Source organism: Paenibacillus woosongensis (assembly GCF_030122845.1).
Classification (GTDB): domain Bacteria; phylum Bacillota; class Bacilli; order Paenibacillales; family Paenibacillaceae; genus Fontibacillus; species Fontibacillus woosongensis_A.
Window position 1 is genome coordinate 2,507,318 of sequence record NZ_CP126084.1, and the last position, 21,329, is coordinate 2,528,646.

The 21,329-nt window shown below is 53.0% G+C and carries 19 protein-coding genes; all 19 read left to right on the top strand.

The window, feature by feature from the left end; all coding sequences use genetic code 11:
* Positions 1 to 19: 19 nt before the first annotated feature.
* Positions 20 to 424 (top strand): LPXTG cell wall anchor domain-containing protein, encoded by a 405-nt coding sequence (locus tag QNH46_RS11465; protein ID WP_283928187.1) that lies wholly within the window; start codon positions 20 to 22, stop codon positions 422 to 424.
* Between the two features lie 236 nt (positions 425 to 660).
* On the top strand, positions 661 to 861 hold the full coding sequence (locus tag QNH46_RS11470) for a sortase family protein (RefSeq protein WP_283928188.1): 201 nt from the start codon (positions 661 to 663) through the stop codon (positions 859 to 861).
* A gap of 159 nt (positions 862 to 1,020) precedes the next feature.
* Entirely contained in the window at positions 1,021 to 4,107 is a 3,087-nt protein-coding gene (locus QNH46_RS11475; RefSeq protein WP_283928189.1) for a hybrid sensor histidine kinase/response regulator, read from the top strand.
* 63 nt (positions 4,108 to 4,170) lie between these two features.
* Positions 4,171 to 4,836, top strand: a complete 666-nt coding sequence (locus QNH46_RS11480; RefSeq protein ID WP_283928190.1) for a GGDEF domain-containing protein — start codon at positions 4,171 to 4,173, stop codon at positions 4,834 to 4,836.
* 219 nt (positions 4,837 to 5,055) lie between these two features.
* Positions 5,056 to 5,979: a D-alanyl-D-alanine carboxypeptidase family protein gene (locus tag QNH46_RS11485; protein ID WP_283928191.1), complete on the top strand. Its 924-nt coding sequence runs from the start codon at positions 5,056 to 5,058 to the stop codon at positions 5,977 to 5,979.
* A gap of 29 nt (positions 5,980 to 6,008) precedes the next feature.
* Entirely contained in the window at positions 6,009 to 6,509 is a 501-nt protein-coding gene (locus tag QNH46_RS11490; protein WP_155611085.1) for a sigma-70 family RNA polymerase sigma factor, read from the top strand.
* Positions 6,510 to 6,675: 166 nt separating this feature from the next.
* A complete protein-coding gene (locus QNH46_RS11495) occupies positions 6,676 to 7,692 on the top strand; it encodes an NAD-dependent epimerase/dehydratase family protein (protein WP_283928411.1) in 1,017 nt (338 codons plus the stop codon).
* Positions 7,692 to 8,765 carry a dihydrodipicolinate synthase family protein gene (locus QNH46_RS11500; RefSeq protein ID WP_283928192.1) on the top strand — a complete coding sequence of 358 codons (1,074 nt, stop codon included), beginning with the start codon at positions 7,692 to 7,694 and terminating at the stop codon, positions 8,763 to 8,765. The genes QNH46_RS11495 and QNH46_RS11500 overlap by 1 nt, the downstream gene beginning before the upstream one ends.
* Positions 8,762 to 9,427, top strand: coding sequence for an L-serine ammonia-lyase, iron-sulfur-dependent subunit beta (gene sdaAB, locus QNH46_RS11505; RefSeq protein WP_430691931.1), 666 nt, complete (start codon positions 8,762 to 8,764; stop codon positions 9,425 to 9,427). The genes QNH46_RS11500 and sdaAB overlap by 4 nt, the downstream gene beginning before the upstream one ends.
* A gap of 31 nt (positions 9,428 to 9,458) precedes the next feature.
* Entirely contained in the window at positions 9,459 to 10,376 is a 918-nt protein-coding gene (gene sdaAA / locus QNH46_RS11510; protein ID WP_283928194.1) for an L-serine ammonia-lyase, iron-sulfur-dependent, subunit alpha, read from the top strand.
* Positions 10,369 to 12,417, top strand: coding sequence for an alginate lyase family protein (locus tag QNH46_RS11515; RefSeq protein ID WP_283928195.1), 2,049 nt, complete (start codon positions 10,369 to 10,371; stop codon positions 12,415 to 12,417). Before sdaAA ends, QNH46_RS11515 begins: the two co-directional genes overlap by 8 nt.
* Positions 12,418 to 12,567: 150 nt before the next feature.
* Positions 12,568 to 13,890, top strand: coding sequence for an ABC transporter substrate-binding protein (locus QNH46_RS11520; RefSeq protein ID WP_283928196.1), 1,323 nt, complete (start codon positions 12,568 to 12,570; stop codon positions 13,888 to 13,890).
* 120 nt (positions 13,891 to 14,010) lie between these two features.
* On the top strand, positions 14,011 to 14,943 hold the full coding sequence (locus QNH46_RS11525; protein WP_430691932.1) for a carbohydrate ABC transporter permease: 933 nt from the start codon (positions 14,011 to 14,013) through the stop codon (positions 14,941 to 14,943).
* A 34-nt stretch (positions 14,944 to 14,977) separates the two neighbouring features.
* On the top strand, positions 14,978 to 15,802 hold the full coding sequence (locus tag QNH46_RS11530) for a carbohydrate ABC transporter permease (RefSeq protein ID WP_283928198.1): 825 nt from the start codon (positions 14,978 to 14,980) through the stop codon (positions 15,800 to 15,802).
* A 108-nt stretch (positions 15,803 to 15,910) separates the two neighbouring features.
* Positions 15,911 to 16,894, top strand: coding sequence for a Gfo/Idh/MocA family protein (locus tag QNH46_RS11535; RefSeq protein ID WP_283928199.1), 984 nt, complete (start codon positions 15,911 to 15,913; stop codon positions 16,892 to 16,894).
* Positions 16,884 to 17,702 carry a sugar phosphate isomerase/epimerase family protein gene (locus tag QNH46_RS11540; RefSeq protein WP_283928412.1) on the top strand — a complete coding sequence of 273 codons (819 nt, stop codon included), beginning with the start codon at positions 16,884 to 16,886 and terminating at the stop codon, positions 17,700 to 17,702. Before QNH46_RS11535 ends, QNH46_RS11540 begins: the two co-directional genes overlap by 11 nt.
* Before the next feature lie 51 nt (positions 17,703 to 17,753).
* On the top strand, positions 17,754 to 19,082 hold the full coding sequence (locus tag QNH46_RS11545; protein WP_283928413.1) for a helix-turn-helix domain-containing protein: 1,329 nt from the start codon (positions 17,754 to 17,756) through the stop codon (positions 19,080 to 19,082).
* Positions 19,075 to 20,262 (top strand): M20 metallopeptidase family protein, encoded by a 1,188-nt coding sequence (locus QNH46_RS11550; RefSeq protein ID WP_283928200.1) that lies wholly within the window; start codon positions 19,075 to 19,077, stop codon positions 20,260 to 20,262. Before QNH46_RS11545 ends, QNH46_RS11550 begins: the two co-directional genes overlap by 8 nt.
* A gap of 31 nt (positions 20,263 to 20,293) precedes the next feature.
* Entirely contained in the window at positions 20,294 to 21,283 is a 990-nt protein-coding gene (locus QNH46_RS11555; protein WP_283928201.1) for a dihydrodipicolinate synthase family protein, read from the top strand.
* Positions 21,284 to 21,329: the final 46 nt, after the last annotated feature.

Genomic DNA, 21,329 nt, shown 5'->3' on the forward strand with positions numbered 1-21,329 from the left:
CGACGGCAATGTTAAGAGAGTGGCTGTTGCCAATGAAAGAGAGGCGGAACCACCGGTAACACCGCCAGTAGCGCCGCCGGTTACCACACCGGAAGAGCCGGAGCCGGAAAACCCGGCAGTAGCTCAGGAGCCCGTGGAGACCGGCGAGGATGGCGAATCCGCAGAAAATGCCTCGACTGGCGAGGGGAATCCGCCTCAATCCGAGGCAAGCGGTCAAAATCATGAAGAACAAACGAATGCCAATGACGGTAAAAATGTGTCAGGAGCTGGTGAAGGAGCCCAGGATCATCCGAGTAAATCGGACATGGGTGTGACCAAGCTGCCGAAAACGGGAGAAAGCTCTGATCTGCCTTACTATGCAGCAGGATTGGCGATCATTGCCGCCGGAATCTATTTACGGCGAAGAACAACCAAACAAGCTTAGATGAAGAATCCTTTCTCGGCAATTGCCGGGAAAGGATTTTTTTTGTTCATAAAAGTTGAGAAATTGTATAGAAACAGATTGTATACTGGGCAAATCATACTAGAAACAAGAATGGATAGACAGGAAATGCTTCTGCAGGATATTGAAAACGCTGAGCAAAGCCGCAGGCAAGCAGACAGCATTGATCTAAACGCCTGCAATCAAGTTATGCGCAGGTAACCCAGTAGCTTGAAGAAATGAATACGGAGTCTGGGCCGGCGATTGCCCATACGAAGCTTAATAATTTTGAGGAGGAAGAGGGATTGGGGACGATCCTCATCGATGTTATTGATTTGAAGCTGCCGATATTGGAAGGCGCTACTAAGCAAAATTTGCAGCATGTGGCCGCGCATATGACGGAGACCGCCCCCCTTGATTACTTGCGATCTGCTGGTTAACCCTACCCATCGATTGATTGTTCATGCCAAGCAGGACGTCCGGGAAGGCGGACAAGCAGCGGGAAATGAGTAGACTTCCCTTATCAATTTTGTTGTGAGGCATGCTCTACAATCTTACCGTAAAGGAATTGTTGATCCTTGTCCATTTCAAAAAAGCAGATGACAACGAAAAAAGTATTTATTTATCTCGGTATATTTTTACTTGTGTTGGCCAGCCTGAGACTGGTATGGTGCTCCTTTCGCATCATGCCCGAGCATCCTCAGGCAGAACGCGGAGAACTGGACCTTAGACATTGGCAGTTCAGCGATCGGCAGGTTATTACACTAAATGGAGAGTGGGAATTCTACCCTGGGCATTTTGTAAGCCCCGCAGCAAGCGGAGAGCAGCGGGATGAACTCGATAGACTCTACATGCAGGTGCCGGGAAAATGGAGCTCTTCCATAAATCAAAAATTCGGCTATGGAACTTACCGCCTTCGGGTTTTGATTCAGGATACGGACGGCGTATATTCGATTCAGCTTCCGAATGTCCAGTCAGCAACACGATTGTATATAAACGGTCAAATGTATGGCGAAATGGGCCCTGCAGAGACAAAGGAACACAACAAAGCAAGAAACGTTCCTTATTCCGTTAATTTTCACACTGCTAAATCTGAAGTTGAGGTTCTCCTCCATGTCTCGAATTTTCATATCTACGGCATGGGCGGTATAGTACAGTCCGTAAAATTTGGAACGGCTGCGGCCATGATGAATGAGAGGCTGCTGTCCGAAATGCTGCAGATCGTCGCATGCGTAGTATTGCTGCTGCATGGCATATATGCCGGGATTTTGTTTGCGCTTGGTCATCGCGGCAAAGAATTGCTTTACTTTGCGCTTATGATATTTTTTGCCGTCCTCTCCGTGTTGACGGATGACGACAAGCTGCTTCTGGCCTGGCTGCCTATCCCAATGGCATGGGTCTTTAAGCTGAAGATTATCATCTACATTTGCTTGGCTATTTTTCTGATGCTGTGCACGAAATCTCTTCTAGGCCGAAAAGAGAATAGAAGAACCGTTCGCGCGCTTCTCGTGTTTAGCGCTGCAGGCATGCTGCTCATGTTCGGCTTGCCGGACCGCTATTTGAGAGTAGGCAATCATCTACTGCTTGTCATCATGCTTGCTGTCATTATACTTGTTCCATACTTCGCATTCCGCTCCATTCGGGAAGGAGAGAAGTCGGCCGTTTTCATTCTTATGGCGGCGGCTGCCGTTTCCATAAATATATTTATTGGCGGGATCATCAAGAGTAGATTTTGGGCGGATATGCCTTACTACCCGCTGGATTTGATCATTGCATTTGTCAGTTTTGCGGCCTTCTGGTTCATCCGGTTCGCACAGACGACATTTCATGCGAAAAAGCTTGCTGAACGGCTGCAAGAGGAAGACAAGCGAAAAGACGAGTTCCTCGCCAATACTTCACACGAATTGCGTAATCCGCTGCATGGCATGATCAACATGGCACAGGCGGTGCTTGATAATGGACAGAATCGTCTGATAGACAGGCATCGCAGCGACCTGAAGCTCTTGATCCAGATCGGTCAGCGCCTGTCGCTTCAGCTCAATGATCTGCTGGACGTTTCATTGCTCCGAGAGGGACAAATCCGGCTGTATAAGCAGAGCGTGAGTGTGCAGGCGACGGCTTCCGGCGTAGTCGAGATGCTTCGTTATTTAAGCGATGCGAAAAAGCTGGAAATGGTGCTGGACGTGTCTGATTCGTTTCCGCGAGTTCTTGCCGACGAGAACAGGCTGGTGCAAATCCTCTTCAATTTGCTGCATAACGCGATTAAATATACGAACGAAGGCTTCATCGTACTGTCGGCGGAAGTGCATGAGAACCAGGCTCGTATCTACGTTAGAGACACTGGCATCGGCATGGACGAAGAGACACAGCGCAGAGTATTTCTACCGTATCATCAGGGGACTTCTGATGCACCGGCCATACAAGGTGGATTGGGACTAGGGCTCAGCATTTGCAAGCAATTTGTCGAGCTGCATGGAAGCAGCTTGGAGCTGCAATCCGAGCCCGGTCAAGGCTCCGTGTTCAGCTTCTCGCTACCTCTGGCCGTGGCCGATCAGGATAAAGCGGCGCCAGATCCAGGGAAATCCGGGGAGGACGATGCGGCCTATCTATTTTTAACTTCTTCTGACAGGTTAGCCGAGCCGGCCGTTACGGAGGAATCCGCTCCGGAGCAGGAAACGGCCCAGTGGGACAGCCAGCCCAAAATTATTGCTGTGGATGACGATCCCGTAAATCTGAAAATACTGCAGCATATCCTTTCTCAAGAGCATTATCATATTTCGGCCGTAACCACCGCCGAGGAAGCGTTGCAGCTCCTTGACTCGGGAGAGTGGGACCTCGTCATTTCCGATGTCATGATGCCAAATATATCGGGGTACGAACTGACGCGGGAAATTCGCCGCAAATATACGATTTCCGAGCTGCCGATCCTGCTCCTGACGGCAAGAAGCAGGTCTCAGGATATCGAAGCCGGGTTCAAGGCCGGAGCGAATGATTACTTAAGCAAGCCAATGGATGCGCTGGAGCTAAAAACAAGGGTGCAGGCTTTGATCGCCTTAAAGCGGTCGATTATGGAGCGTCTGCATATGGAGGCCGCTTGGCTTCAGGCACAGATTCAGCCGCACTTTCTGTATAACACGCTAAACTCCGTGGCATCGCTCAGTGTTATGGATACGTCACGAATGGTAGTTCTTCTCGAGCGGTTTGGCAGCTATTTGCGGACCAGTTTTGATGTGCGCAATTTACAGCGGCTCGTGCCGATTGAACATGAGCTTGAGATGCTGCATTCTTATCTCTACATTGAGAAGGAGCGCTTCGGTGACCGTCTGCAGGTGGTCTGGGACTTGGAGGATTACAGCAGCGTTCAGATACCTCCCCTATCCATGCAGCCCATCGTGGAAAATTCGGTCAGACACGGCCTGCTGACACGGGTAAGCGGAGGTACGGTAACGATCTGCATCCATAATCACCCAGACTATACAGAGATCATCGTTGAGGATGACGGTGTAGGCATTGAGGAAGAGAAGCTGCGATGCCTGCTTGAGACCGACTCCCATTCGCGCCGCGGGATCGGGCTTATCAATACAGACCGGCGCTTGAAGCAGCTCTATGGACAGGGTTTACATATAAGCAGCGTTCCTGGCGAAGGAACAAGGGTGGCTTTTCAGATACCTAAGCCCAAATCATAGCCTGACCGACCTTGAATCTTTGCTGTTTATAGTTCTTTTTATGAAATGGGATGTGATAAGAGTATGGCAGAACATGCAGGAACGATGTATATCATTATCATCGGAGTTTTAAGTGCAGTGCTTGTCGGGATGACCATTGTTCTCCGGTCGCTGCTCCGGGAGAGAACAGACCTGATGAAGCTGGCTTATACCGATGCCGTCACTGGGCTTATGAATCGAAATGGTTTCGATCATTTCTGGGCACGTCATAAAGGGAAGGATCATCTGGCTGTATTGTCTCTAGATCTGGATCATTTCAAAGAGATAAATGACACGTACGGTCATATGGCGGGGGATCAGCTCCTGCATGATGTCAGTATCGGCCTGCGCCAAATCACGAATAAAAACCAGTTGGCTTTTCGCATCGGAGGCGATGAGTTCGTGTTTATCATGAAAAATTGCGATCCGAACAAAGTGGAGATATTGGCGTCGCTAATCTTGGATAAAATCAGCCGGCCGTTTGAAATTCAGGGGCGTAACATCAAGGTCACCGGGAGCATCGGGATCAGCATTAGTGAAGGGCGCAAGGTTGACCGCCAGCGAATGATGGCTGAAGCTGATCTCGCGATGTATCATGCCAAGAAGCTTGGCAGAAACCGATATTCACTTTACAGGGAGGAAAGACATAAGTATTTGAAGGAATTGGAATACACGCTTAGGAAGAAACATAAGAGAAAAATGCTATTTTAGATCCGTCCGTCAAAGACGCGTCATCCCTACAGGGGAGGCGCGTTTTTTGCTATATCACGCTGTTCAAGCTTGCTGGACGGAAAGTTTAAGAAATTTGCAGCAAAATCTTAAGATAATCTTAATAATTTCTTACGCGGAAAGAAAACTATGACCCCGATAATGGAAATATCGAATTCAACTGACCTATGCTTGCGCAAGGAGGAAAGGGGTTACCAGTTCTTGCGAAAAAAAGGGCTTGTACTGTTTGCAGTCATCGGACTGCTGCTCCTGGCCAACTCTCCGCAGCTTGATCATCTGCACCTGAGCGCGTCGGCGTTCATGAGTAAAGCAAAAGCGCAATGGCGTGTGATAACAGCCCCCGGGCTAGGTGGACTGGAAGGAAAATCCATGCTTGTTATGGATCGGGAGACCGGAAAAATCTTATATGCCCATAATGATAAAAAGCGAATGTATCCTGCCAGCACAACCAAGATATTAACGGCGCTGATCGTGCTCGAAAGAGGCGATCCCGATGAGCTTGTAACGGTCGGCAAGGAAGCGCGGCTTCGTACAGCCGACGAGAGCACGGCAGGTCTCCACGAAGGGGACCAGCTGCCAGTTCGGGATCTGATCGCTGCGATGATGCTCCCCTCAGGGAACGATGCGGCCAGAACCGCGGCGGTATATATTGCGGAGAAAGAAACGGGCCGAAAGCTGGAGCCGGAGGAAGCGATCGCTTATTTTGCCGGGCTGATGAATCAGCGGGCTAAGGAGCTTGGTGCGAAGAACAGCCATTTCGTCAATCCGCACGGGCTGCATGATCCGGATCATTATACGACGGCGCGGGATATCGCAGTCATCGCCCAAGCTGCGATGAGTCAAGAAGCCTTTCAGGGCATCGTTGGCGAGGTGGTTCACTATAGAGAGGGTACGGGGGAAACCACTGCTTTTCGTAACCGCAACAGACTAATTCAAAGCGATAATGAGTGGTATTTTCAGGGAGCTAACGGCATCAAGACGGGATACACCGAGAAGGCAGGTTATTGTCTGGTCGGGTCGGCCGTCCGAAATGACAAAGAGTTGATTTCCGTTGTTCTTCATTCGACTGAGCAGGGAGTTTGGTCGGACTCGGTCAAATTGCTGGATTACGGATTCCAAAGCTAGAGAGAGAATAACGAAGGGGAGAATAGGAAATGAGCGTATTATCGATCGACAAAGCTTACCGTGATTATAAAAATGACGTATACCGGTATCTGTTTTACTTATGCCGGAACCACCACACCGCAGAGGATTTGACACAAGAGACGTTCTGCCGGGCATGGTCCCACCTGGAGCAGCTGCCGGAGAAAAAAGTGAAGCCCTGGCTGTTCCGGGTGTCGCATAATGCTTACATAGATAAGCTGCGCAAGGAGAGTCGTTCCTCTTCCTATGAAAATGAATTTTTTTATCAGTTTGCAGGCGAGGAGACGCCGGAAACATGGATGCTTCGGGAGGAGAGCCGCCAGGAGCTTTACAGCCAATTGTTGCTGTTGAATCTAAATCAGCGTCAGGCCGTGCTGCTCTACGACATCCATGGTTTCTCTTATCAGGAAGCGGCGAATCTCATGGAAATTTCGTTGTCCAAATTCAAAATTACGCTATATCGCGCGAGACAAAGACTTCGCAACGAATCGAAGGCTACGGCGACCGCTTAACCACAAAGGCTGGGGAAATATCCCCGGCCTTATTTATTTTAACGTTGTTGTAAGCGCTTTTAAGGTCGATTTAAAGACGTTGTCTTATAATAACGGCGATTCTAGAATGAAATCGACAGGAGGTATTGATTTCCATCTGATCATATAACTAGTAGAGGTGAGAATGTTGAAAACGATAAGCGAACTGGAGAGCAAGTTAAGCGAGCCTTCTGACCGTTTAATAGAGGATTTGTCCAAGCTGGATGGAGATATTCTCATCCTTGGCGTGGGCGGAAAAATGGGGCCAAGTCTGGCCAAGCTGGTGAAGCGAGGGATCGAGGCGGCTGGCATTAAGGCGAAAGTAACCGGCGTATCCCGCTTCTCCTCTGGCGATTTACGCGGCGAGCTGGAGTCGGCAGGCATTGAGACGATTGCAGCTGATCTGCTGGATGAAGCGGCGCTTGCCAAGCTGCCGTCCGCGCGCAATGTCATTTATATGGCCGGTAACAAGTTTGGAACAACGGGCCGCGAGTATTTTACTTGGGCAATGAATGCCTATCTGCCGGGGCGCGTAGCTGAGAAGTTCCCGCGGTCGCGAATCGTCGCTTTTTCCTCGGGAAATATTTATCCGCTTACCCATATCGGGTCAGGCGGCGCCTCTGAGGAGACGCCTCCTGCACCTATTGGCGAATATGCGCAATCCTGCCTTGGCCGGGAACGAGTGTTTGAATATTTCTCCCGGAAAAATGGTACGCCACTCGTCAATTTTCGCTTAAATTATGCGATTGATCTGCGCTATGGCATCTTGTTAGAAATCGCTAAGGCGGTTAAAGAAGGGACGCCGATCGATGTAAGCATGGGCCAGGTCAATGTCATTTGGCAAGGGGATGCCAATGAAATGGCGATCCGCTCTTTGCTGCTGTGTGACTCGCCTCCCGTCACGCTCAATATTACCGGACCAGAGACGGTATCGGTTCGTTGGATGGCGGAGCGTTTTGGCGAACTGCTTGGAACAGTTCCGCAATTTACCGGAACGGAGCAGTCTACGGCGCTCCTTAACAATGCCTCGCAATCCCATCGTCTGTTTGGCTATCCCCGCGTCACGCTCCGGCAAATGATGGAATGGACGGCCGGCTGGGTCGAAGCCGGTGGAAATACGTTGAACAAACCGACGCATTTCCAGGAACGGGCAGGTGCGTTCTAATGACAGCCCTGCAGTTGAAACCGGAGGTTGATGCGCTGCTGCAGCGAGGCACCGTAATTCCGGCCCATCCGCTGGCGCTAGATGCGTCCCGGCGCTTGGATGAACGGAGGCAGCGGGCTTTGTCCAGATACTATATCGAATCGGGTGCGGGCGGCATAGCCGTTGGCGTGCATACGACCCAGTTCGAAATTCGCGATCCGGGCATCGGGTTGTTTGAGCCGGTTCTGCGCATGGCGGCGGAAGAAGTCGAGGAAGCGGGGCTGGATCGTACGTTCATCAAGGTCGCGGGAATTTGCGGGCCGACGGACCAGGCGCTGCGGGAAGCCGAGCTTGCCGTTAAACTTGGTTATGATCTGGGCCTAGTCAGTACAGGCGGGCTGGATTCGTGGAGCGAGTCAGAGCTTCTAGAGCGTACGGAAGCGATCGCAGACGTCATTCCCGTCTTCGGGTTTTATTTGCAGCCAGCCGTAGGCGGAAAGCGGCTAAGCTATGGGTTCTGGCGGGAAATGGCCGAAATTCCAGGCGTGAAGGCGATCAAGATGGCCCCTTTCAACCGCTATCAAACGCTGGATGTTGTCAGGGCTGTCTGTGAGTCGAGCCGCCGCGAATCCATCGCATTATATACCGGTAATGATGACAATATCGTGGCCGATTTGCTGACGATCTATCGCTTTAAGGTCGGCGGTATGAAGGTCGAGAAGCGTATCGTTGGCGGTCTGCTCGGACACTGGGCGGTCTGGACGCGCAAAGCGGTTGAACTGATGTCACAAATCATTGATCTGCGGGAAAGCGGAGAAAACATACCTCATGAGCTTCTCACGCGAAGCATGGAAATCAGCGACGCGAATGCTGCCTTTTTTGACCCCGGGCATGATTTTCATGGCTGTATTCCGGGCATCCATGAGGTGCTTCGCCGCCAAGGCTTGCTCGAGGGCCGCTGGTGCCTGAATCCTGCGGAACAGCTGTCTCCAGGACAGATGGAGGAAATCGACCGGGTATATCACTCATATCCCCATCTGAACGATGATGATTTCGTGCATCGCCATTTGGCGAAATGGCTGGGATCGCCATGAAATACCGCTCCGTCTTTGATATTATCGGCCCGGTCATGATCGGGCCGTCCAGCTCGCATACAGCGGGTGCGGCACGCATCGGACGGATGGCCAGACGGTTATTCGGCCGCGTTCCGCATAAGGCGCAAATCGAATTTTGCGGCTCATTCGCCAAGACGTATCAGGGGCATGGTACGGATGTGGCAATCGTCGGCGGGCTGATGGGTTTCGATACCCATGATCCCCGTATCAAGGATGCTCTTAAAATTTCGGAAGATATTGGTCTAGCCATTTCAATCACAACCGTAGACTTGCCCGAGGAGCATCCCAATACAGCCTGGATTCGCCTTGAGGATGAAGCAGGGGCAATGAGGGTGAAAGGCATCTCTATCGGGGGCGGTAAAGTCGCCATGCTGGAGGCGGATGATTTTCAAATGAATCTGTCGGGGGATGCCTGGACAGCCTTCGTATTCCATAAGGATCATTTCGGCTTGATCGCTTCCGTGGCCAGTGTGCTGGCGGATCGGCGGATCAACATCGCCAGAATGGAAATGTCCCGCAAGGCGAAGGGCCAGGAAGCGCTATTGATCATTGAGACGGATGAAGAGATATCCGCTTCCGCCGGATCGCAAATCGCAGGCATTGCTGATGTCGCGCATGTCCGGATTCTGCCGCCCTTGTAAGAAGGGTGATTGAAAGGGAGGTTTACAACCCATGCAGTTCAGCACAATAGAGGAACTGGTGCAGCTTGCCGAGGCCCAGGGCCAAGCCATAGCCGACATCATGATCGAGGAGGAAGCGCTGGCCACGGGTGTGCCGAAGGAGAAGATCATCAGCAAAATGTTTCAGCACCTGGACACGATGGAGAAGGCCGTGCAGCGCGGCTTAACGGAGGAGATTAGATCGCGGAGCGGCTTAACCGGCGGCGATGCGCGCAAGCTGGAGGGCTACTTGCGACAGGGGAGCACCTTGTCCGGCCAGCGGGTGCTTCAGGCGGTCAGCCGGGCGATTGCGACAAACGAGGTCAATGCGGCGATGGGCACGATTGTCGCTACGCCGACCGCGGGAGCGAGCGGTGTGATCCCGGGCTGCCTCTTCGGGCTGGCCGAGGAATTGGGCGCGGATCGCGACGCAATGGTCCGCTTCCTGTTTACGTCAGGCGCCATCGGCTATGTGATCGCCAACCGTTCTTTCATTTCCGGCGCAGCCGGGGGATGCCAGGCTGAGGTTGGCTCCGCGTCGGCTATGGCGGCCGGCGCAATCGTTGAAATGGCCGGAGGCACGCCAAGGCAGTCGGCTCACGCCGTGGCGATCGCCCTAAAGAACACGCTAGGTCTCGTATGCGATCCCGTTGCAGGACTCGTGGAGGTGCCCTGCGTAATGCGAAACGCGATGGGGGCGTCCAATGCGATCGTATCGGCCGATCTGGCGCTGGCGGGCATCGAAACCATCATACCTGCGGACGAAGTCATCGGAGCGATGTACCGCGTCGGCCAGGCGATGCCTGGAACGCTTAAAGAGACGGCGCTCGGGGGGCTTGCGGCGACGCCGACAGGCGAAAGGCACCGCCAGAGACTGTTTGGATCAAGTCATGAACGATCGGAAGAGAAGGGGGGCATACAGGATGAGTGAAGGTTCACTGCCGGTTCGGCGTTTTTATTGGACGGAGGAAGATCGCCGGTTTATCGTCGATGCCTGCCGGAAGCACTGGCCGGAGGAAGTGAAGGAAGTCGTGCACCGGGCTGATTTGGCGTGCCGGAACACCTTTATTTTCACGCATCGCTGGGATATGGAGCGCTGCGAGGAGGAGGTTGCTTTCCCTGAGCGCATCAATTGGTATTACCGGCATAACGAGGATCTGGAATGGCTAGTCATGCTGAACCGTGCGCGATATATGGGTGAGCTCGGGCAGGCCTATTGGCTGACGGGAAAAGAGAAATATGCCGAGGGATACATCCGGCTATTGAAGGATTGGATGCAGCAAAATCCTTTGACAGAGGAAGAAGTGCGTTCTGCGGCAGACCGGGTTTACAACGTCAAGGATACGTGGCGCAAGCTGGATAGCGGGATACGGATTACGCATTGGCTAAAAGGGTATTACTGCGTTCGCCGTTGTTCCTTGTGGGGGGAACCGGAAGAGAAGCTGTTTAAAGAAGCGGTCCGCAGGCATGGAATGTACTTGAATTTGGCATATGTCCCGCATGATCGGCAGAGCAATTGGGGATTCCTGGAGACGAATGGTTTGTTTCAGCTTGCTCTGTTGTTCCCCGAACTTGCGGAAGCCGAGACATGGCTGCAGACTGCACTGCAGCGGCTGGCGGAAATGTGCAGGCTGCAAGTGTATACGGACGGCCTGCAAAACGAGCAGTGCACCATGTACCATCATGAGGTGCTGCATTGCCTGTTCGAATCGGTATGGCTTGGCAGGTTGAATGGCATTGAAATGCCGGAAGTGCTGGATGACACGCTGAATCGCATGTATACCGCTTCGCTAGCGTTTGTTCAGCCTGATGGCCGTCAGCCGATGCTCGGCGACAGCGACGGGACAGACATGCGGGACGTACTTAGCCGCGGTTCCGTTCTGTTCGGGCGCGGCGATTTGAAGCGAATGGCTTATGAGCGGCTGGACTACGAAGGAATTTGGTTTTTTGGGGAACGGGGATACGATCGCTTTAATCAATTGGCAGTTCAGGAGCCAAGCTTCACGTCAATTCAACTGAACGACAGCGGATATGTCTTTATGCGCAGCGGCTGGGGCAGCCACGCGCAGTATCTTGTTTTTGACGGCGGCCATATGGATGTGATCCGGGCGCATGGGCACGATGATTTACTGCATGTGAGCCTGTTCGCACACGGTCGCGAATTTCTGACCGATCCGGGCAGATTCACATATATGGAAACGGAAGATAGACAATATTTCATGGAGTCGCTGCAGCATAATACGTTGTCCGTTGACGGGGAGACGATTTCCACGTACGTCAGCTCCTGGCGCTGGGCGGATGTGGCGAGGCCCTTAGACCGCTACTGGAACAGCGGTCCGGATTTCGATTACGTGCAGGCCGGGCATGACGGCTATTGGAGATTGGAGCAGCCGGTGCATGTCGCAAGACAGGTGCTGTTTGTCAAGCCGGATTACTGGGTTATCGTCGATACTTGCCGTTCCCATGGCGAGCATGAATATACGATCCCTTTTCATTTTGCAGAGGGGCTTGAATTAACGGTTCGGAAGGATGGAATTGTTCATGCGGCTGCGTCTCAGGAGGGGCCCGAACTGTGGATTATCCCATTGGTTCCAGTGGACGTCAAAGAGGGACCATGCTGGGTGTCGCGCAATTACAACGAGAAAACCCCCTCGCTTAAAGCTTCTTTCGTCCGCAAAGGCAAGGGGTTCACCAAATTCATTACCCTGCTGTATCCAAGTGCCAGCCCGCAGGCGAAGCTGCCTATCCTGCAAGAGCTGGAGGTACTGGACAGTTACGGTAATCAGGTTCCGTCCCATCTGGCTACGGCGTTTTCGGTGCAGAGGGAGCAGGGGAAGGAAGAGTTCGTGTTCTCCCATCAAGGCCCGCGCAGCTACCGTTTCGGGGATCATCATCTCAGCGGTGAGGTGTTACTGGTGCGCAGCGGCGGGCTAACCGGGAATGAGGCGAGGCCTTCCATCATAAAGGTATAAGTAAAGCATGAATAAAGGACTTTTTAAGGACGTTGACCCTAAAAGGAAGCATGCAGTAATTTTAAAGTAAGTTCACAGTTCACAAATCGGACACAATTATGAGAAAGCGCTTTAATAAGGTGAACAATCCAATCATTAGGGGGTTATAGCTTGAAAAGCCAGCACAAAAAATGGGGCGCGTTGCTGCTTGCGATAACATTGCTTTCCGCGCTGCTGATCTCCGGCTGTTCGACCAAGGGCAAGGGCGGCGGAGATGTGGAATTGAAGCTTGGATTTTATTCCTCAGCTCAATCGGATGAGAAGATGCAGGAGCTGATCGCCAAATTCCAGGAAAAGCATCCGAATATTAAAATAAAAACGGAATCCTCCCCGTATAATCAGTTCTTTCAGAAGCTGGATACGCAAATCGCGGCGGAAAGCGCACCGGATGTATGGCTCTCGGACGGGGTGCTCGTCCCGAAATATGCGGAGCGTGGCGTGCTTAAGGATTTGACCGAATGGATTCAGCGGGACTTGAAAGCAGGCGATTACTACGGCTTGGAGTTTAATAAAGACGCTGCAGGCAAGTACTGGGGCGTGCCGCAGGGGATCCAAATCGCCGTGCTGTACTACAACAAGGATATGTTCGACGAAGCCCAGATTGAGTACCCGACTGACGCTTGGAGCTGGGACGATCTGAAGACGGCCGCGGAGAAATTGACGAAGGATACCAATGGCAAATACGCCGTAGACCCGGCGTTCGACAAAAATAAGATCAGTCAATACGGCCTTACCTTCTTCAGCATCACCGAAGGATGGATGACGGTGCTGAAATCGTATGGCGGAGGGGTGCTCAACGAGACGCTGGAACAGTCGATCATCGATTCGCCAGAGAACAAAGCCGCATTGGACTGGATTGTGGACGGCATGCAGCGCGAGCTGCTTCCGACTCCCTCTGATTTAAAAAGCTTCCAGAGCAATATGGCCCCCTTCCCGAGCAAGGCGGCTGCCATGAGAATCGGCATATACGCCCGGACGATCGATGCGAACGCAGCAGGCCTGAATTACGATGTGACGCTGCTGCCAAAAGGTCCTGAAGGCAAACGCTTCTCCCCGGTGATCGCAAATTCCTGGGTGATCAACAAGAAGGCCGAAGGCGCGGTAGGGGAAGCTGCCTGGGAATGGGTGAAATTCTGGGCCACAGAGGATGAGGTTCAGAAAGAGTGGGCTTCGCTTGGCGAGGCGGTGCCTGTCAAGAAATCGGTGGCGAATTCCGAGCAGTTCCTGAGCGGATCGCCGGCCAATAAACAGGCCTTTCTCGACAGCTTCGAATTCGCCGGGACGCTGGATGTAAATGCGGTATGGAGCGAATGGGTCGGCAAATTCAACGACAGCATCAACCGCGCATTCGAAGGCGAAATTTCCGTCGAGCAGGCAATGAAGCAGGCGGATCAGGAAGTGCAGAAGGTGCTGGATGAATTTTATAAGAAATGATAGAGCAGCGCCTTTCATTTGAAACTTTGAAGGATTGCGGGCTGGCATGCCAAGTGCCGGCCCTCTAGAATAGCGACAGAAAGCGTGATGATCATGATGGAAAAAACGGAAAAAGTAAGGATGGGAGTCAAACCATTAACCCCGCGGATCCGGAGGCGGCGCCTTAACAGTGACAGCAAGTGGGGACTGCTGATGGTAACCCCTTATATCATTCATTTTATTGTTTTTGTACTTGGTTCGCTGCTCGCCTCCTTGTATTTCAGTTTTTCTCATTATGATATTCTGAACGCTCCGCAGTGGGCGGGCCTGGCGAATTATAAGAAACTGTTCCAGGAGCCGGTATTCTGGAAGGCGATGTGGAACACGGTATATTTCACGATCCTGTTCGTGCCGCTGCAGACCGTCTTGGCCTTGATTTTAGCGACGGCACTGAATCAGCGGCTGCGGGGGCTGAAATTTTTCCGATTGGCGCATTTTGTGCCCGTTATTTCTTCCTGGACAGTCATTTTGTATGTTTCGGATGCGATTTTTAATCCCCGCTTCGGGATGGCCAATTCTTTTCTCCTGAAAATAGGGCTGGAACCGCAAAAATGGCTGCAGGATGAACGTCTCGTCATTCCTTTGCTGGTGATGATCGCTGTTTGGAAAGGGATCGGCTACATTATGGTCATTTTTCTTGCCGGATTGCAGAACGTTCCTTCAGACGTGTACGAGGCGGCCGAAATTGACGGGGCTGGCGTATTCCGCAAATTCATGCATATTACAGTGCCGCTGATTTCGGGCACAACGTTTCTCGTTCTCATTCTGAGCACGATCTCCACCTTCCAGGCGTTTGAGCAAATTTACGTGATGACGGGAGGGGCGCTCGATGCATCATCGGCCGGGGGACCGAATAAATCCAGCCTTGTGCTGATGATTTTTTTGTATCAGGAGGGCTTCACTTTCCTGCGTATGGGATATGCTTCAGCAATTGCCTGGGTGCTCTTCGTCATCCTGTTCATTCTTACCGCCCTGCAGGTCACGCTTCAGAAAAAGTGGGTGCATTACGAATGAATAGCAGCACAGCATGTCGAAAGGAGGCTCCGGTATGAAGCTGAATAGATTTCGCAAAAGCGTCGGTTACGCCGTCATTATTTTTAGTTCGCTTATTATGATCCTGCCGTTTTTGACAACGCTGTTCAATTCCTTGAAAACTTATGCCCAGTATACCGCCTTTCCGCCCAAATGGATTCCAAGGCCGATCCAATGGAGCAATTACCTTGAGGTGTGGAAGCTGGGAGCATTCGAGCAATACACCATCAATAGCGTTATCGTGACGGTGCTGTCCGTGTGCGGAGCCCTGATCTCCTGCTCCATGGTCGCTTTTGCGTTTGCGAGACTGCGATTTCCCTTCAAAAATACGCTGTTCATGATCGTGCTCGGCACGATGATGATTCCGCCGGTTGTGCTGATCATTCCGCAATTCGTTATATTTAAATCGCTGTATATGCTTGATACGCTGACACCGCTGTGGATTATCGAGTGGCTGGCCCAGCCGTTCGGCATATTCCTGATGCGGCAGGCGTTCCTCATGATTCCGAAGGATTACGAGGAGTCTGCCAAGCTCGACGGGTGCAACCCGTTTCAGATCTACTGGAAAATATTCCTGCCTATGTGCAAGCCGACCTTCGCCACCTTGGCTGTCTTTACGTTTATGACGAAGTGGAACGAGATACTGTCGCCGGCGATCTTCCTGACGTCGAAGGAGAACTTCACGCTGCCGATCGGCATCCTCTCCATGGCCGGGCAGTGGTCGGGCAATGAGCAGTATATGGTTGCCGCGGCGCTGATGAGCTTGATTCCGATATTGCTGGTGTTTTTGTTTGCGGAGAAATACTTTGTGCAAGGCACAAATTCGTCCGGTATAAAATGACCGGACGAATTTGAGCCAGGGCGGACTCTTCCGGTAGGCATAAAGTGACCAGAAAAGTTTGCGCCAAGAACAAACTCTTCCGGCAACTTCAAGAAAGGAGGGAATCGCATGCCCTATCGGGTCGTTCTCATCGGAGCTGGCATTATCTCGCGCAACCACTTGAACGCGATCCGGCAAATGAAGGAGCTGAGCGCGGCAGCTGTCGCTGACATCGACGAGGAGCGAGGCAGAACAGTAAGCGGCGAGTACGGCATTACTTATTACAGCGATTATAAAGAGATGGTCCGTAAAGAAAAGCCGGACATTGCCATTATCGCACTGCCTCATTTTTTGCATGAGGAGTGTGCAATATGGTGTGCTGCCCAGGGCTGTCATCTGCTTCTGGAGAAGCCGATGGCCCTTAATGTGAAGCAATGCGATGCAATCCTGGGGGCGGCAAGGGCTTCGGGCGTCAAGCTCATGGTCGGTCATACCCAGCATTACTGGCCAGCCAATCTGCTGGCCAAGACGCTCATTGAGAGCGGTGAGCTTGGCAAGCTTCTCGCCATTCAGGATACCCGCCATTTGTATTATTTCAGTGAGCACCGCCCAGCTTGGTTTCTGGATAAAGCCAAAGCAGGCGGCGGGATTCTCATGAATCTGGGCGCTCACTCCATCGACAAGATCCAGTGGCTGACGGGAAGCCGGATTAAGAAGGTGAAGGCGGCTTTGTCTTACGAAGGAACGAGGGGCAATGTGGAGGGAAGCGGCTGTATTTTTCTAGAAACATCAAGCGGAGTATCTGCCGTGATCGTGCAATCCGGTTACGCTGGCGTAGCCAGGGATGAAACGGAGCTGATTTTCACACAAGGGATGATCAGGCTCGTTTCTGCCAAGGGGTTGTGGGTGAGCCGGGACGGTCGCTATGAGGAGGTTAGGCCTCCATGCAGCACTGATCCGTTCGTATTGCAATTCGAAGATTTGCTGCAGGCGATCAGGCAGGATGCGGAGCCGGGCAGCACGGGAGAATACGCCAGATCGGTCATCGCGGCCTTGGAAGCGGTGTACCGCTCGGATGAGACGGGAGTGGAACAAACCCTTGATGCAGAGTGACGGCGATAAACAGGGCTTCATTCGGTTCAGCATCTGCACGACCGGATTAAAGACGATGACGATCGAACAGATCGCTGTCGAAGCCAGAGGTATAGGGCTGCAAGGCGTGGAAATCTGGCGCGGACATATCGAAGACTACTTGAATCGGGGCGGTACGTTAGGCCAGCTGCGGGCTTTGCTGGATTCAAACCGGCTGCAAGTCCCCTGTATTAGCGAATACAGCTATTTTACGAAGGGGAGGGAAGCATACCAAGCCGAGCTGGAAAGCCTTCAGTATTCGGCGGAATGGGCCAGAGCGCTGCACTGTCCGCGGATTCGTGTATTTGCGGGACATGTATCCTCTGGAAAGGCAGCGAACGGTCATTGGCGCATGGCCGCACAAGGTTTGCAGGAGGCGCGTCAAATTTGCAGTGTGCAAGGTGTTTCTCTCGCGGTCGAAATTCACAATCATACACTGGCCGACACGACAGGCGGCTTGAACAGGCTGCTGGAACCCCATGAACATGAAATTGAACTTATCTATGACGGTTTCAATCTCTGCGTGGACCGGCTCGATCCGCTCCCGGTGCTGGAGCAATTCTATCCACTGGTCAGCCATGTGCATTTTAAAAATTACCACTGGAACCATGAGGACTGGAGCAAAAGCATAGCCGTACCTGTTCTGCAGGGGGATGCGAATCATGCGGCGATTCTGGGCAGGCTGATTGCCTTGGGGTATCAAGGCTTCATCTCTTTCGAATATTTTGGCAGTCAGGCTTTGGAATTGACGAAGCAGTCGCTGGCGGAGTTAACCGAATATATGCATTAGCAGTCCTGAATTTAGGCGTATGATCCTATTTTGGGGGTGGCGAACGTGTCGATGAACATGAAGGTTGCAGTCATCGGTCCGCATGACCTAGTCGATGCGGTGCTCCATATTGGATCTTTCTTTTCCGAGCTGTCCATGCTCCCCGCGCCTTACCGCCATGAACGGGAGACGCTTGAGATCATCGAGAACATTCGGGATCAGGCGGATATATTGCTTTTTACAGGTCCGATCCCTTATCAGATTGCCTTGGCGGCATCACCCGGTAAACCTATGATTCACGTGTTTTATTCGGGAACGGCACTGTATAAGGTGCTGTTTGATTGCTACCGCCAGCATGTTCTGTCTTTCGATGAACGGCTGCCAATCAGTGTGGATGTGCTGCAGCGAAATGAGGTGGAGGAGCCGCTTCGGGAAATCGGGCTGCCGATTGATGATATTTTTATCAAAACCTATGCATCGGGTATGGGCCATGAGGAATTCGTCGCTTTTCATTATGATTTGTGGAGAGCGGGGAAAGTTACGGTCACGGTAACCTGCGTAACCTCGGTTTATCATCGTCTGGTCGAGCTCGGCGTTCCTGCATTCCGGGTCATCCCGACGCAATCGGCGATTCGGGACGCCTTGAATTGCGCTCTGCTGGAAGGGAAAAGCCTTCGTTATAGCAGCACGCAAATCGCCGTTGGCATTATGAACATCGATAACTTTGAGCAGGTCGCCAAAGAGGCAGCCTCTGAATACGACATCCAGCGCAAAAAAATTATCCTGCAGCAAATTCTCATCGATTTTGGAGAAGAAACCCAGTCCCTGATCAAATGGAGCGATTCGGATGAAGTATCGTTTATCACCACACGGGGAATTATCGAGCAGGTGACGCGTAAATTCCAGGACGCTCCGCTGCTGCTGGAAGTCATGGAGCGGCTGCAATGGAATGCCAGCATCGGCATTGGCATGGGCCGTACAGCCAACGAGGCGGAAGGCAAAGCACGCGAAGCGCTGCTCAAGGCCAAGACGGGCGGCGGAGGCAACTGTTTTCTGATTATGCAGGACGGAATGGTTTACGGCCCGATGGGCTCGGAGCTGAAGCTGGAATATTCCGCGCGGAGCGAGAATCCCGAGCTGATTTCGTTAGCGAAAAAGGTAGGGCTTAGCGTGGGTACGATCAATAAGCTCATTTCGCTATGCCGGAGGCTCGGTACGTCGAGGATTACCGCCGCCCAGCTCGCGGAGGGCTTCGGTATTACGCTTCGCAGTGCACGGCGGATCATGGCGGCCTTGGAGAAATATGAAATTGCGAGCATCGTAGGGGAAGAGCAGCCTGCTGGACGGGGCAGACCGCGGCAAATTTATTCTTTGAACCTAGAAGGAGTCGACTATGAGTAAAATGAACCTATTGCAAGTCGCCTTATCTCTGGAACAGGAAATTGTAGACGTTCGCCGCCATTTGCATCAATATCCCGAGCTGGGCTTCCAGGAGTTCATTACTTCGGCGTACGTGGCGGAGCATCTTGAGCGGCTTGGGCTTGAGGTGCAGCGCGGCGTTGCCGGCACCGGGGTCGTGGCGCTGCTCGAAACAGGCCGCCCCGGGCCATGTATCGCGGTACGGGCGGATATGGACGCCCTGCCCTTGCAGGAGCGGACAGGGCTGCCTTATGCATCGCGGCATGAGGGCGCGATGCACGCCTGCGGCCATGACGGCCATATGGCCATGGCGCTAGGCGCCGCTCGGATGCTGACCGGACTAAAGCGTGAGCTGATGGGGACGGTCAAGTTCATTTTTCAGCCGGCGGAGGAAATGCTGGGCGGGGCCCGGCACATGATCGACGCCGGGGTGCTGGACTCGCCGCGCGTGGACGGCATCATCGGTTTGCATTTGTGGCCGGATCTGCCGACAGGATGCTTCGGCGTAAAGGCGGGGACAATTATGGCCAGCATGGATCATGTCGATATTACGGTCCATGGCCGTTCCGGGCATGGGGCGGCGCCGCATCAGGGCGTCGACGCAATCATCGCCGCAGCTCACGTGCTCACGGCGCTGCAGGTGCTGATCAGCCGCGAGAGCGATCCGGCGGACGCCGTTGTGCTGAGCATGGGTTCGATCCACGGAGGCAGCATCCCTAACATTATCGCGGATGAGGTGGAGATTCGCGGCACAGTTCGTGCGGTGAATTCGGCTGCCCGCGAAAGGATGCGAGATCGTGTGACGGAGCTTGCCCAAGCGGTTGCGGCGGGGATGAATGCCCGGGCGGACGTTCGCTATGAGTTCGGATATCCGCCCACCGTAAATGATGGCCGGTGGATCAGCTGCGCCGAAGAGGCGCTCCGCGAACTGTACGGGCAGGAAGCAATCCATCGTCTTGCGCATGCGCAAATGACCAGCGAAGACATGGCGTATTACATGGAGCACATCCCTGGCGCGTTCCTGCTGGTCGGCACAGGCGGGGCAGGCAAAGGCAGGTTCCCGCTGCATCATCCGGAGCTTGCCGTCGATGAGCAGTCACTGATCTATGGCGCCGCATATTTGGCGCAGTTTGTACGCAACTATTTACGGGATACGAACTAATACATCTTTGCTAGAAAGGGGGAGTACAATCATGTTGGAGCATGCGGAACGAGTCAAGCAATCCCTGCAGGGAGGGCTGATCCCCGCCGTCCCGGTTCCGCGTTATGCGGACGGGAGGATTCACGACGAGGCTCAGGCCGCATACGCTTCTTACTTGGCTCGCCAGAACATCGCCGGCGTAGCGGTATGGGCGCATACCGGGCGGGGGCTGCAATTGCAGCCGGGGCAGCGGTGTGATATTTTGCGGTTGTGGCGATCGGCCCTGGGTCCTACTCGAGTTGTCATTGCCGGGGCAGGAGCGCTGCCTGATCCTGCTTTAAGCATGGCAGACCGAATCGAGCGTTGGCGGATGGACAGTAATAGGATGGCCGAGGAAGCGATCGCAGGGGGAGCGGATGCCTTGCTAGTATTTCCGCCCGTCCTTCTTCGCGGGCTGCCAGCTCATGAGCGGGAGGCGGCGGCGGCTGAATATCACCGCGATTTGGCTCGTCTCGGCATTCCGCTAGTCATCTTTTATTTGTATGAGGGAGCGGGTGGATGGTCGTATTCCCTGGATTTGCTGCGGGAGCTGCTCTCTCTGCCCCATGTGATCGGCATTAAGATCGCGACGCTGGACAGCATTATGACGATGCAGAAGATCGCCCGGCTCCTTGCCGAAGAGTTTCCAGGCCAGATGCACATCACGGGAGAAGACAGGATGTTCGGTTATGCCCTGATGCGCGGGGCACGGAGCGCGCTCGTTGGTCTTGGAGCTGCTTTTCCGAATATTCAGGCGGATCTGATTACGGCATACCGCGTACAGGATTACGCCAGGTTCCTCGACTTATCGGAGCGTGTGGACGGATTCGCCGAGATGACCTTCACAGAGCCGATGGATAAGTACATTTTAAGAATGCTGCATTGCCTTGTCTTTGCCGGCGTCATTCCGCAGGAAGCGGCCCATGATATGGCAGGATACGAAATGACGGAACAGGAGCTGGCTTCGATTCGCCAAGGGATCGATAAGTACCGGTTGTATTAACCTGAGATGAATTTCAACAAGAAAAAGGCTCTCCATATGCCATCTA

Bases quoted from the DNA above. Each gene is read 5' to 3' on its own strand.
- QNH46_RS11470 (WP_283928188.1), top strand. From the start codon at position 661: ATGAATACGGAGTCTGGGCCGGCGATTGCCCATACGAAGCTTAATAAT.
- QNH46_RS11475 (WP_283928189.1), top strand. From the start codon at position 1,021: ATGACAACGAAAAAAGTATTTATTTATCTCGGTATATTTTTACTTGTG.
- QNH46_RS11480 (WP_283928190.1), top strand. From the start codon at position 4,171: ATGGCAGAACATGCAGGAACGATGTATATCATTATCATCGGAGTTTTA.
- QNH46_RS11490 (WP_155611085.1), top strand. From the start codon at position 6,009: ATGAGCGTATTATCGATCGACAAAGCTTACCGTGATTATAAAAATGAC.
- QNH46_RS11500 (WP_283928192.1), top strand. From the start codon at position 7,692: ATGACAGCCCTGCAGTTGAAACCGGAGGTTGATGCGCTGCTGCAGCGA.
- sdaAB (WP_430691931.1), top strand. From the start codon at position 8,762: ATGAAATACCGCTCCGTCTTTGATATTATCGGCCCGGTCATGATCGGG.
- sdaAA (WP_283928194.1), top strand. From the start codon at position 9,459: ATGCAGTTCAGCACAATAGAGGAACTGGTGCAGCTTGCCGAGGCCCAG.
- QNH46_RS11515 (WP_283928195.1), top strand. From the start codon at position 10,369: ATGAGTGAAGGTTCACTGCCGGTTCGGCGTTTTTATTGGACGGAGGAA.
- QNH46_RS11525 (WP_430691932.1), top strand. From the start codon at position 14,011: ATGGGAGTCAAACCATTAACCCCGCGGATCCGGAGGCGGCGCCTTAAC.
- QNH46_RS11530 (WP_283928198.1), top strand. From the start codon at position 14,978: ATGAAGCTGAATAGATTTCGCAAAAGCGTCGGTTACGCCGTCATTATT.
- QNH46_RS11535 (WP_283928199.1), top strand. From the start codon at position 15,911: ATGCCCTATCGGGTCGTTCTCATCGGAGCTGGCATTATCTCGCGCAAC.
- QNH46_RS11540 (WP_283928412.1), top strand. From the start codon at position 16,884: ATGCAGAGTGACGGCGATAAACAGGGCTTCATTCGGTTCAGCATCTGC.
- QNH46_RS11545 (WP_283928413.1), top strand. From the start codon at position 17,754: ATGAACATGAAGGTTGCAGTCATCGGTCCGCATGACCTAGTCGATGCG.
- QNH46_RS11550 (WP_283928200.1), top strand. From the start codon at position 19,075: ATGAGTAAAATGAACCTATTGCAAGTCGCCTTATCTCTGGAACAGGAA.
- QNH46_RS11555 (WP_283928201.1), top strand. From the start codon at position 20,294: ATGTTGGAGCATGCGGAACGAGTCAAGCAATCCCTGCAGGGAGGGCTG.